The following is a 12,218-nucleotide window of genomic DNA, read 5'->3' on the forward strand; positions in this document are numbered from 1 at the left end:
ATGAAGAAGTTATTAATTCTATTGACAGGAGCATTTATGCTGACAGCTTGTACTGACGAGCTGGATGTAGACTTGGAAGAAGGACAAGTCCGTTTGGTTGTTGAAGGCCGACTGGTAAGGCAAAAGGAAGGGTCAAATAGTGGCTATCAGTTCATTCGACTATCTACTACCGCTCCATATTTTCAAAATGAACAAACACCGGCAGCACGAGGAGCAAGTGTTGAAGTACTAGAGCTTGAGACCAATGTCACCTATGTCTTTGCCGAGTCAGCCGATGAGCCGGGCATTTATGAGACTTTCGGTATGACCCCAACGGTCGGTTTTACCTATCGACTTGAGGTTCGATATGAATCCAGTATTTATCAAGCTACTGAAGAAATGCTCGCTGTGGCATCCATCGATCGCTTGGATCAAGAATTTAGAGAGGAGACCATTTTCCGAGATGAGGGCATAGGCCTGTTGCTGGATTATCAGGATCCTGAGGGTATAGAAAACTACTATCATTGGCAAACCTATCGCAATGATACTTTGCTGATTCGGGCTGATGTGGGGAATCAATTTAACCTGATCTCTTCAGATGAGTTCTACGATGGCTTGAAAGTAGTAGGTTTTGAATTGGCAGGTGATTTTTCCTTTGAGCCAGGAGATCGTGGTTTGGTGAGACAATATGCCCTCTCGAAGGAGGCATACGATTATTATCGGATTTTCTATGAACAGGCGGTGGGTCTTGCACCTGGGGGGGGCGATGTAGTTCCGGCTACTTTGCGTGGTAATGTTCAAAATGTGAGTAATGATGCACTCTATCCTTTAGGCTATTTCGAAGCAAGTGAAGTTTCTCAACAGGAAATTACGGTTCAATAGCAAAAATCAGAGTGGAATGTGCATAAACATGTGGATAACCCGGTGGATAACTATGTGAATAGCTGAGTGGGAAACTTGTTGAAAACTAGGGGGTTACAAAGTTTGCCTGTAAAGTTATGTAGAGTACCTTAGGTATACCAAGTGAGGGATAAAGAACAGAAGTTTTACTTCAGTCTCTCTTCGGGGGAAGCCCGAAAAAGTGTAGTGAAAGGGTTGACATGCAAATGTTAATCTGAGACAGTCAAAGTGATGCTGTTAGTATTTCTCCGGATAGCAATTGAAGGAGGCGATATCGGAAATTTACTTCAGGGATAATTTCCAAGCGTTTGTGATCACTACTTGAAAGGGAGTAATCATAAGACGTTCTAAAAATCTTTCTATGAAAGGTGACTAGACAGCGCTTTTAACAGTTGACTTTAACGAGTACTGAGCAATCAGGATTAGTTATCGTCAGGAAATACTTCGGTATGCTCCTAATCACGACCAGCGATCATCGGCAACGGTGATTGACACCTTCTTGCAAGAGAAGGTGGAATATGTGGAGGCTACTTTCGGGTAGTTTTGACAAAGAACGTTGGTGGATATCTGCAAAGATGTACAAGACTGCAAAAGCTTCGCATAAGCGATTGGTGCTGAGCACCGAACTATAGGTGAAGCCGAAAAAAGACAGCGTTTGAACTTGATTGCTTGGGCCTTCAAGTTTCGGCAAAGTTCTGAACAGTAACTTGGCGTCTTTAAATAGTTCACGCTATTTAAAGATGAGCAGGGGACGAGTAATCGTCCCCTGACTTTGTTATTTGGGGGTATTTGAAAAAATACTGGAAGAGACCACTGGGGAGTGGTCTCTTTTTTTTGTGCCTATTCTAAACCTTTTTTCAAGTTGATCGTTGTCTTACTAGTTTTGATAATAGTATTACTATTATTTAAGATAGTTAATTATCGTTTTACTAAGATATGGCACTACTACGGCTTGAAATGAATGCTAATCTCTTTCTGCGTGATCCGCAGGAAACAGATTTGGGGAGAAAAATTATTGACCAATCCATTCGTATGATCGATGAGTTGGGTTTGGAGGCTTTTACCTTTAAGAAATTATCGGTAGCTATTGATTCTACCGAGGCTTCCATCTATCGTTACTTCGAAAACAAGCATAAATTACTCGTTTACCTGATCGCTTGGTATTGGAACTGGCTGGAGTATAGGATTGATTTTGAAACGCATAATGTAATGTCTGCTCAAGACAGGCTCGCGATTGCGTTGCGTCTGGTCACCGAGCAAAAAGGTTACGACTCCAGTTTTCCATCGGTGGACGAGTCAGCTCTCCAGCGAATCGTCACCAATGAGTCAGATAAGACCTATCTCACAAAACAGGTTGATAGTGATAATAAAGAGGGACTCTTTCGAGGTTTTAAAACTCTTTGTAAGAGAATCGCGGATATGATCAAAGAGATCAACCCTGACTATAAGTACTCACATGCTCTAATCAGTACAGTTTTGCAAGCAGCACATCAGCAGGTATTTTTCGCAGAGCACTTGCCGTCCTTAACTGAGCACAAGGCTGCACAGGGCGATATCCACCAACAGAATTATAAGTTTCTTCTTGAACTCATAAACAAGGCCATTAAGGCGTAAAGTTTAATCTTATGACGAATCAGCACATTGCGAATTCCATAAAGGAGGTCTCAATTTTACTCAACAATAGCCTTGAAGAGGCTTTGCTTCAGGACCTTCAGGTCAATGCAAAGTCATATGCAATTGATGAGGCATTTGAGTTTAAAAGGGACTTGATTGAAGCGGCTAACAAAACCCGCATCGTATTATTGGATCAATCTCTGGCCGGAGTAGAATTGGCTTCTTTTATCAAAGATGTGAATATCCCTTTGATTGCCTTTAAACAGTCTGAAGAAGGTTTTGCTCCCGTTATCTTGACTAAGGCAAAGAAGAACATAAAAGTCCTTGAAATCACCCCGGAAGCTACTTTAGAAGTTGACTTTGACGAAATAAAATCAACGTTGATGCGCGATGAGCAGGGCGAAATTATGCTACTCGGAGCATTTAGTTATAGGAGTTTGGTTTCAGAGCATGAGGAAGGAGAGATTCCTAAACCGCTTTCTCCTGTAAAGCGCCTCATTAGGCTTCTGAGTGAAGAAAAGAGAGATATTTTCTATGTTTTTGTTTATGCCGCATTTGTTGGTATTGTTTCTCTGACTTTACCATTGGGAATCCAGGCAACTGTCGAACTGGTTTCCGGAGGTGTCGTTTTCAGCTCCATTTACTTACTGATAGGGCTGGTGCTTCTGGGTATTCTGGCTTCTGGTGGTTTACAGATTATGCAAATCACACTAGTGGAATACTTACAAAGAAGAATTTTCACAAAAGCAGCACTGGAATTCACATTTAGGATTCCTCGTATGAAGATTGAGTCACTGAGCAATCTTCATGCTCCTGAGTTGATCAATAGATTTTTTGATGTGTTGACTATCCAGAAAGGCTTGCCAAAGTTATTGGGAGACTTGACATCAGGGATCATCCAAATCATATTCGGACTGGTATTACTATCATTTTACCACCCATTCTTTGTGTTCTTTGGATTGGTGCTGATTCTGACGCTGGTTTTGATCTTTCGATTGACAGGTCCTAAAGGTCTTCAATCCTCAATCAAGGAATCAAAATACAAATACAAAGTAGTCTATTGGCTTGAAGAGATTGCCAGAACATTGAACTCATTCAAAATCTCGGGTAATACAAATCTACCAGTCAAGAAGACCGAATACAACGTCAACAATTATCTGATTAATCGAAAAGTACACTTTAAGGTGTTGGTTAATCAGTATGTATATATCGTCTTGTTTAAGGCCGTTATCACTGGTGGCTTACTAATTATTGGTACATCCCTAGTGATCAATAGAGAAATTACGCTCGGTCAATTCGTTGCTGCTGAGGTTATTATCATTCTAATCCTGAACTCAGTAGAGAAAATTATCACCTATATGGATGTGGTATATGACATGCTGACGGCAGTCGATAAGATAAGTCAGGTGACGGATTTGCCACTGGAGAAAGTAGGGGGTATCGACCTTAATAACGAAGAGTTGACTAAGGGCTTTTCCATTAGACTAAGAAACCTGAGTTATACTTATCCAGGTGCAAAAACACCTGCCATACACAGCATTAATACGGGCTTTGCTTGTGGTGAAAAAGTTTGTATTTCTGGTGGAAATGAATCAGGAAAGACAACCCTGACCAATACCATTTCGGGTATTAATCAGAACTATGAAGGTGCCCTGACGATCAATGATTATAGCCTAAGAGATCTAGACCTAACCAACCTAAGAGATAAACTTGCTAAGAACGTTTCGGCCGAAGATATTTTCGAGGGAACAATCTTAGATAATATTGTGGTAGGCAAACCACAAGTGTCGACAAGAGATGCTGTTGAAGCCATCAATAAGGTTGGGCTTTCGGATAAGATCAATATGCTGCCTAATGGCTACAGTACTCAGATCATTAGTGGAGGTAAAGGTTTTTCGAGCAGTTTTGTTCATAAGATCATCCTTGCTCGATGTCTCGTCAAGAGACCAAGACTACTGATACTGAACGATTTCTTCTCCTCATTCCAGAGGTCAGAGAAGGAACACTTGATAAATGTGGTAACAAGCAATGCGGAATGTACACTTGTGGCCGTATCGAATGACCCATTAGTAATGGCAGCATGCGATCGCGTAATTGTCATGGAAGAAGGCACTGTGAAAGCTGAAGGCACCTATAGTGATCTCTTATCAGAAGGATTGTTAAACAAAATCATAAAAGTTTAAGTCATGTTGAATCTATCAGAAAATAAAGATCAAGAGATCCAGCATCAGCAGAGTGTTCTGTTTAAAACCTTAGGTTCTCCTAAGGCTGGGAAGAAACTGGCAAGGATATTACTGACCGTAACTTTTTTGTTTTTCATTTTACTGTTTTTTCCATGGCAGCAGAATATTCGAGGTAATGGAAAGTTGACGGCCTTCAGGCCAAGTCAAAGACCTCAATCCGTAGAAACCGCGATTGCCGGGCGTATTGAGAGTTGGAAAGTGCGGGAAGGACAGTTTGTCAACAAGGGAGATACAATTTTGACACTCTCTGAGGTCAAAGACAAGTTCTTTGACCCGGATTTACTCGATCGTTTGAAGGAACAAATTGATGCAAAAAGCTCGAGCATAGAATCCAAAAAGGATAAAGTCACTTCGTTAGAAAATCAGATAAAGGCGCTGAACGATTTGCTAGTATCCAAGACAGAGCAAGCAGAAAATAAGCTTAAACAAGCTGGATTTAAACTGGTCAGCGATAGTGTGGATTACGAGGCTGAGAAGGTTCTTTTTGCAAATGCAGAAGATCAGTATCAACGAAACTTGAAAAGGAGAGAGGCGGGAAATATAACGCTAACCAAAATCCAGGAATTCGAATCCAAGTATCAGGCTGCCAAGGGTAAGGTTACAAGCAAGGAGAATAAATTCTATGAGAGCCGGCAGGAGTTGATCAACGCAAGGGTCGGAATTGAAGTGGTTAAATCAGAGCTGTTAGATAAGATTAGTAAAGCTGAATCTGATCGAAACAATACGTTAGCAGAGATCTTTGAGGGTGAAGGTAGTCTGGCAAAGCTTCAAAACGAGTATGCCAATATGACCATCAGGAATGAGCAGTACCAATTGATCGCTCCTCAGGATGGGTATATCGTAAAGGCGATGAAGGCAGGTATCGGAGAAACCATCAAAGAAGGAGAGTCGGTGGCCCAGATTATGCCGGAAAACCCTGAGTTGGCTGTTGAAATGTATGTCAAGGCAATGGATGTGCCTTTGATCGGTATGGACAGGAAAGTCCGAATTCAATTCGATGGATGGCCGGCATTACAGTTTTCAGGCTGGCCCAATGTGTCTGTTGGTACCTTCGGAGGTGTGGTTCGTGTGATTGACCTAGTAAATAGCACAGGTGGTGAATATAGAATTTTAGTAACACCAGACCCAGAAGATGAGCCATGGCCTGAGCAACTAAGAATTGGCTCAGGGACAAAGGGATGGGTCATGCTCGACAATGTTGCAGTATGGTATGAAATCTGGCGTCAGCTGAATGGTTTCCCGCCAAGCCTGTATGAAGCACCTAAAGAAGTAAAGGAAAAGGCAACGGCAGAAAAAAAGTAGTCCTATGAAGAAAAAAATCACTTTTTTCTCGCTGGTGACGATTTTGAGCCTGGCGACTGTTGCAAGTTATGCGCAGGATTTAAAGGTAAAATCTCTAGATGAGTTACTGACCGAAAATACGGCAGATACCACGCGTATTCTCCCATTAGAGTCCTTCGTGGATATGGTGTTGCTAAGTCACCCAGTTGTAAAGCAGGCCAATTTGTTACCGGAGAATGCTAAACAAGAAATACGATTAGCAAGGGGAGCCTTCGACCCTAAGTTGGAGTCTTCCTGGGACGTGAAAAACTTTGATGACAAGGAGTACTGGGATTTGTTCAATACCACTCTTAAAGTACCCACTTGGTTTCCGGTGGACCCAAAGGTGAGTTTTGATCGTAACAAGGGACAGTTTGTGAATCCAGAAAATTCAATCCCGGGTTCAGATGACTTTCAACAGGTGACCGCAGGTTTGAGCTTGCCAATCGGGAGAGGTTTATTGATAGACCAGAGAAGGGCTACGGTGAAGCAGGCAGAGTTATTTGCCCAGATTACCGATGCCGAGCGAATTAAAATGATCAATAAGGTCCTATTATCAGCTTCGAAAGACTATTGGGAGTGGTATTTCGCATTCTACAATTATCTGCTGATCGAAGAGAGTTTAAATATCTCACAAAATGTATATCAAAGGGTTCTAACAGATTTCGAGTTTGGAGAGGCTGCTGCTATAGACACTGTTCAAGCAGCCATTACACTGCAAAACCGGAAAGTCGATAGAAGTGAGGCTCTGATTGATTTTAGGAAGGCCGGCTTGATGCTTTCCAATTACCTATGGGGGCAAAATGAGGAGCCGATGGTCCTTCAGGATAACATAGTTCCTCAGCTTGACTTTGGTTTGAACCTTTTGGGTTCGGATATCTCATTAGATAGCCTGCGTTTGCTAGCGATTCAAAAACATCCGGAACTGGTTAAGACCAATTTCAAACTTGATCAATTGGATATTGACAGAAGGCTGGCAAGAGAGAATCTTAAACCTCGGGTTGACCTCAACTATAATCTGATCAATTCACCGGTAAATCAACAAGGTGAGTTTGTAGAGGTTCAACTGAGAAACAATTACAAGTTTGGCATTGAGTTCGAGTTTCCACTTTTCCTTAGAAAGGAGCGTTCTAAATTACGTCAGACAGAGATTAAGATTGAGCAAACTACTTATGAACTGAGCCAGTTAGAAAGAGAAATTCTCAATGGCATAGAGGCTTCGTTTTTTGAGCTTGATAATACGAGAGGTATGTTGAGTTTAATGCAGGAAGCGGTAAATAATTATACGATTTTGCTCGACTTAGAATTAATCAATTTGGCGAACGGGGAAAGTGATCTTTTTAAGATCAACTTCCAACAGGACAAACTCCTCGAGTCCCAAATCAAATTGATGAAGATGCGATCGGCTATGGAGAAGGCCAGAGTGACACTTTACTGGTCCGCAGGGCTGCCTTATCTTAACTTTAATTTGAATGGTTCTAATTAAGCTATTCTCACAGTTTAGGAACTTTGTTTACTCCTTTATTGATTATCTTCGCAGTCATTAAAACAATACAAAATGGAAAGACAACAAGTAACCGCAAAACGCTCCCTAACTAAAGCAACTGAGGATTTATTGAATCGCCAAATCATGATGGAAGGTAGTTCAAGTGCCTCTTACCTATCAATGGCTTCTTGGTGTGAGATGACAGGTTACGAGGGCTCAGCCAAGTTCTTGTATCTGCACTCGGATGAGGAAAGAATGCATATGCTCAAGATCTTCCATTACGTGAATGAAGCTGGCGGGCATTCAATTCAGCCTGAAATCAAAGATATCAAGCATCATTACAATTCACTGAGAGAGGTGTTTGAGACGATTTTGGACCACGAAATTGCAGTGACCAACTCTATTAACGAGATAGTAAATCACTGCTACGAGATTAAGGATTTCACTACAATGAACTTTCTAAACTGGTTCGTTGAAGAGCAGCGAGAAGAAGAAACACTTGCGAGAAGAGCTGTTGAACTATTCGATCTGATTGGTGAAGATGGCGTAGGACTTTGGACGATCGACAAGGAAATAATGAACCTTGTTGGCTCTGTTGATGGCCCTACAGAATAAGGCTGACGCTGTATTCCTTAATTCATGTTAGCTTCTTTCAAAAATATTCTGGTCGGTCTGGCCTTTGAGTCAGAGCTGATAGATGAAATCATACGATTTGGAAAGGAAAAGAAACTAGAGGCTGAGGAGCCCCTGATCAACCCCGGCATGCAGGCCAATGCCATGCCCATGGTGGTTTCCGGTACATTGAGAATCATGCGAGAAGATGAAGAAGGCAATGAAGTCTTTCTCTACTACCTGGAAGGTGGCGATGCCTGTGCCATGTCCATCAGTTGTTGCTTCAGTAATCAAATCAGCCAGTTCAAGGCAGTTGCTGAAACAGATGTCAACCTTTGGTTAGTCCCAATGTCATTGGTCGAAGGCTGGATGGCTAAGTATCCCTCTTTCAGAAGGTTTGTGATCAATTCATATCAAGATCGTTTTGACGAGCTGATGCATACCATCGATAGCATCGCCTTTATGAACATGGACGAGCGTTTGATGAAGTATCTATTGGATAAGAAGCAAAGTCAAGGATCTTTTGTGATCGAAAAGACGCATGAACAAATTGCTCAGGAGTTGAATACCTCACGTGTTGTAATTTCTCGCTTACTCAAAAAACTTGAAAAAGAAGATAAAGTAGAACTCTATCGAAATAGGATAGAGGTGCTTTAATCGCTAGCGATTGAATATCAATTGAAGCTCCTTGTTATTCTTGAAAGCAGTATTGATAGAATCATAGTCTTGTTCATTGATCTGATAGAACTTTTCGGCCTGTAAGGCCTCGGACCAACCTGATTTAACAGATTCAAGGGCCTCAGGATTGCTCCTGTGGAGCGAAAGTAAGACCTCGGTGATGCTCTTAATTGTCTCACTTTCCAAATGGTTGTTCAAGAGCACCGGACCCAGAGGGATTTCATCGGAAATCCATATAGGTTTTAGCGATTCAATTAGGGAAGGGTTCTCTTCCAACTGTGAATAGTATTCATTACTCCCAATGGCACAAAGGTCCGCCTCACCTTGGAGTAGCCTCTTCCAGGTATCTGTATGATTGCCACCATAGCTTACATTCATAAATTGGTTATTAGGTGAATTGATGCCAATAGCATCAAACAGTAATCTGGGTACCAAATTACCTGAGGTAGAGCCTTCATTGACAAACATCATTCTCAAACCCTTTGCTTTAAGGACGATATCATCAAGATGATCAATATCCTCTCTATTAGTCAGCAAGACAGTTTTGTAATTGTCTCTTGCTTCTTCTTTGGTACGAAGGGCTGCTACCACTTCCATGTTTTGATGGCCAATAGACCATTTTAAATACCCTAGGGTATTGATCAATCCAATATCCACGCTGTCCGAATCAATACCTCTGAGCATGGCTGCGACATCTGCATAACTCTTTACAATCACTCTACGTCCCAGTTCGGACTGAAGTATTTCTGCTAAGGGTTTAAGATTTTCAATTCTATTATTCGTGTGGTAAGTATAAGTAGCTAACGTCATGGGCTCTTCTTCCTGATTACAGCCGCAGGTCAATAAAAAAGTCAGGCTTATGGATAAGAGAGTTTTGAAGTTGATTTTCATGTTTGTCGGATGTTCTGATTTTTTCTTGTAAAAAATAATCGCCCCAATGGAAGTGGGGCGATTTACTAAAAAACTTTCATACCTCATTTCAAATTTACATGAGCGTTTCTTGAAAGAATCTAGTCCTGCTTTCTAGATACTCTTTTAGAGCGGCATATCTTTGATTCTGCTCGCCTCTCCAAAGAATATTACAATTATCCATTCCAAACTCCAGTAGCTGCCGTTTCTTTGACATAGTCAGAAAAGCGTTTTGCAGGTCTACCTAATACCTCTTCAATGGTATTGGTTGTAGAGGAATTGCGCCCGTCAAGCACATTGGTGAACAAGTAGTTGATCAACCAAATGTAGGCGTCAGGTACCTGATGGTCTCGCATCATTTTGGTATAATCTTCAAGACTTATCGAATGAAAGCCAATCTCTCTATTTGTCACTTTAGCGATCTCTTTAATCACTTCCTCCATCGACCAAAGTTCCGGTCCTGTAAGCTCCAAAACTTCACCTGTGTATTGATCGTCAAGGAGCGCTTCTACTACCACGTCCGCAATATCATCAGTGTCGGTAAATGGGATCTTCGTTTCAGCTCTTGGAACCGCCACTTGACCTGCCAATATTGGGTCGAGGAAGAAGCTCTCACTAAAGTTTTGATTAAACCAATCTGCTCTTACTACTGACCAGTCGATTCCCGATTGCTGAATAATTTGCTCACATAGTTCTGCCTCGTGTTCGCCTCTTCCGGAAAGTATGACCAGTTTTTTGATGCCACATGCTTTCGACTGCTCTGTGAGCTCGGTAATGGCCTCCTTGGCACCAGGTACTGCTAGGTCCGGTTGGAAGGTAATATAGACCTTGTCCATTCCTTGCAAAGCAGTCTTCCAGTCTTCTGGCTTTTCCCAGTCGAAGCTTGGGCTGGCATTTCTAGATCCAATGCGCACGTTGATGCCGCGCCTGGTTAATCTTTCTACTACTTTTCGGCCCGTTTTTCCGGTGCCTCCGATTACTAAAATGTTGTTCTGAGTCATTTTATTATTGTTTAATGATTATTGAAAATTTGTATTGATAAAGTGAGCCTTAGATGCCCATAAGAGTAGGGCAAAGGAGATCACTGAAAATGCTGTTCTGATGAGATGATATTGATTCCACTTGGTCTCATACTCCACGCGAATTTCCCTGAGCTGCTCCAGCGTCAGTTTGGAGAGGTCGATGACATCTAAGGCATTGTTCATAGGAACATTGCCAAAAGCGGTGATGCCTATCAAGCCAACGATGTAGACGATAGTGGCAACGAAAACCCAAATGAAGCCATGATCATGGTCTATTTTGAAAAGTCCTAGACTTGATACAATCATCATGACCATTGGGCCAAAGAAGATGATAAAGAACCATGGGTTGAGAATCTCGCGATTCATGGATTGCATAGATTCCAAATAGCTTAAATCTGAAAGCTTACGTGTTCCGGGAATAACAGATACTTGCCATGCATAGAATAGGCCCGCTGACAAACCCGTAATGAGTGTGGTGATGAGTAAAATATTTCCTTTCATAACTGAGTGTTTTATGTCTTTCGTTGACACAAAATTGGCTCAGTTAATCATCAGGGATTTGTTTGAAAAGAATTCTGATTTGTTCCAAAGGAACTAAGTTTTGATTTCGCTCGGTCGGAAGCCAAACTTTTTCATAAATGCATTGGAAAAGGAGCTAATGCTCTCGTAACCCACTTGCCAGGCAACTTCTTGTATGCCGAGATTAGCCTCCTTCAAAAGCGCATGTGCCCTGATCAAACGTTCATTTTGAAGGTGCTTAAATACAGGCATGCCGAAGACTTCTTTAAAGTTCTTTTTGAGCTTATTGCTGTTCAGACCGATTTGCCTAGATAGTTCTGCTAAAGAAGGAGGGGAGGCTATGTTCTCCAGCATTATCTCATTGGCTTGATGGATTTTGAGCCTATCCTCATCATTGAGTGTTGGTCGTTCCGGTAATGATACTTGTGCAAAAAAGTGAGCCAATAGTTCTGTCACCTGACTTCTTAAGAACATTTGCCGCATGTTCTCGGTATAAGTGCTACTATAGATTTTGCTCACGGCATTTTGCATGTCATGGTTCATATAAAAGCCAGGGCCGCCAACAATTTCTGCATTTGGATTGACAAGTGACTTCAAGTAAGTCTGAAAGAACTCCTGTTCATGTTGAGGGAGCTTTTCAAGATTGCCTAGGGTAGAGACGATGCAGATGGACTGCATGGGGTTATTGGGGCTAATTGTGTGCTCGAAAGTTGAACCTTTGGACGCAAAAAAAGACAAGGCGACTCCTTTCGTGTTTTGATAAGTGCTTACTTGATCACCACATCGAATATTCATTTCCACCTCACCTGAACCATAGAAAGCAATGCCTACTACATCCTCAGCAAAACCACAGATTTCAACTTCTTTGGTGTCACTGGAGGCATACTCTATCAGAACGATAAAGCCATTGATTTCGATGATATCACGGGTCATAGC

General features: G+C 41.8%; 11 protein-coding genes. 7 read left to right on the top strand and 4 right to left on the bottom strand.

Features of this window, described 5'->3' with window-relative positions:
• From BFP97_RS02125 to BFP97_RS02155, 7 genes are all read left to right on the top strand, one after another.
• Complete coding sequence (locus BFP97_RS02125; protein ID WP_069840835.1) at positions 1-861, top strand: DUF4249 domain-containing protein; 861 nt, start codon at positions 1-3, stop codon at positions 859-861.
• A 954-nt stretch (positions 862-1,815) separates the two neighbouring features.
• Positions 1,816-2,493, top strand: coding sequence for a TetR/AcrR family transcriptional regulator (locus BFP97_RS02130; protein ID WP_069840836.1), 678 nt, complete (start codon positions 1,816-1,818; stop codon positions 2,491-2,493).
• 11 nt (positions 2,494-2,504) lie between these two features.
• Positions 2,505-4,676: a peptidase domain-containing ABC transporter gene (locus tag BFP97_RS02135; RefSeq protein WP_083262387.1), complete on the top strand. Its 2,172-nt coding sequence runs from the start codon at positions 2,505-2,507 to the stop codon at positions 4,674-4,676.
• Positions 4,677-4,679: 3 nt separating this feature from the next.
• Positions 4,680-6,038 carry an HlyD family secretion protein gene (locus BFP97_RS02140; RefSeq protein WP_069840837.1) on the top strand — a complete coding sequence of 453 codons (1,359 nt, stop codon included), beginning with the start codon at positions 4,680-4,682 and terminating at the stop codon, positions 6,036-6,038.
• Between the two features lie 4 nt (positions 6,039-6,042).
• Entirely contained in the window at positions 6,043-7,542 is a 1,500-nt protein-coding gene (locus BFP97_RS02145; RefSeq protein WP_083262388.1) for a TolC family protein, read from the top strand.
• Between the two features lie 72 nt (positions 7,543-7,614).
• Entirely contained in the window at positions 7,615-8,157 is a 543-nt protein-coding gene (locus BFP97_RS02150) for a ferritin (protein WP_069840839.1), read from the top strand.
• Between the two features lie 24 nt (positions 8,158-8,181).
• The gene (locus BFP97_RS02155) at positions 8,182-8,811 is read left to right on the top strand and encodes a Crp/Fnr family transcriptional regulator (protein ID WP_069840840.1); all 630 of its coding nucleotides are present in this window, start codon (positions 8,182-8,184) and stop codon (positions 8,809-8,811) included.
• Between the two features lie 3 nt (positions 8,812-8,814).
• On the opposite strand, the gene BFP97_RS02160 is transcribed toward BFP97_RS02155, so the two are convergent.
• From BFP97_RS02160 to BFP97_RS02175, 4 genes are all read right to left on the bottom strand, one after another.
• Positions 8,815-9,723: a phosphate/phosphite/phosphonate ABC transporter substrate-binding protein gene (locus BFP97_RS02160; RefSeq protein ID WP_170827386.1), complete on the bottom strand. Its 909-nt coding sequence runs from the start codon at positions 9,721-9,723 to the stop codon at positions 8,815-8,817.
• A gap of 194 nt (positions 9,724-9,917) precedes the next feature.
• On the bottom strand, positions 9,918-10,742 hold the full coding sequence (locus BFP97_RS02165; RefSeq protein WP_069840842.1) for an SDR family oxidoreductase: 825 nt from the start codon (positions 10,740-10,742) through the stop codon (positions 9,918-9,920).
• 18 nt (positions 10,743-10,760) lie between these two features.
• Entirely contained in the window at positions 10,761-11,264 is a 504-nt protein-coding gene (locus BFP97_RS02170) for a DUF1772 domain-containing protein (RefSeq protein WP_069840843.1), read from the bottom strand.
• A 93-nt stretch (positions 11,265-11,357) separates the two neighbouring features.
• Positions 11,358-12,215, bottom strand: coding sequence for a helix-turn-helix domain-containing protein (locus BFP97_RS02175; RefSeq protein WP_069840844.1), 858 nt, complete (start codon positions 12,213-12,215; stop codon positions 11,358-11,360).
• Positions 12,216-12,218: the final 3 nt, after the last annotated feature.

The organism is Roseivirga sp. 4D4 (assembly GCF_001747095.1).
Classification (GTDB): Bacteria; Bacteroidota; Bacteroidia; order Cytophagales; family Cyclobacteriaceae; genus Roseivirga.

What these genes read in the sequence shown, in the direction of transcription:
- BFP97_RS02145 (WP_083262388.1), top strand. Translation starts at nt 6,043, where the DNA reads ATGAAGAAAAAAATCACTTTTTTCTCGCTGGTGACGATTTTGAGCCTG.
- BFP97_RS02130 (WP_069840836.1), top strand. Translation starts at nt 1,816, where the DNA reads ATGGCACTACTACGGCTTGAAATGAATGCTAATCTCTTTCTGCGTGAT.
- BFP97_RS02125 (WP_069840835.1), top strand. Translation starts at nt 1, where the DNA reads ATGAAGAAGTTATTAATTCTATTGACAGGAGCATTTATGCTGACAGCT.
- BFP97_RS02135 (WP_083262387.1), top strand. Translation starts at nt 2,505, where the DNA reads ATGACGAATCAGCACATTGCGAATTCCATAAAGGAGGTCTCAATTTTA.
- BFP97_RS02160 (WP_170827386.1), bottom strand. Translation starts at nt 9,723, where the DNA reads ATGAAAATCAACTTCAAAACTCTCTTATCCATAAGCCTGACTTTTTTA.
- BFP97_RS02155 (WP_069840840.1), top strand. Translation starts at nt 8,182, where the DNA reads ATGTTAGCTTCTTTCAAAAATATTCTGGTCGGTCTGGCCTTTGAGTCA.
- BFP97_RS02165 (WP_069840842.1), bottom strand. Translation starts at nt 10,742, where the DNA reads ATGACTCAGAACAACATTTTAGTAATCGGAGGCACCGGAAAAACGGGC.
- BFP97_RS02140 (WP_069840837.1), top strand. Translation starts at nt 4,680, where the DNA reads ATGTTGAATCTATCAGAAAATAAAGATCAAGAGATCCAGCATCAGCAG.
- BFP97_RS02170 (WP_069840843.1), bottom strand. Translation starts at nt 11,264, where the DNA reads ATGAAAGGAAATATTTTACTCATCACCACACTCATTACGGGTTTGTCA.
- BFP97_RS02175 (WP_069840844.1), bottom strand. Translation starts at nt 12,215, where the DNA reads ATGACCCGTGATATCATCGAAATCAATGGCTTTATCGTTCTGATAGAG.
- BFP97_RS02150 (WP_069840839.1), top strand. Translation starts at nt 7,615, where the DNA reads ATGGAAAGACAACAAGTAACCGCAAAACGCTCCCTAACTAAAGCAACT.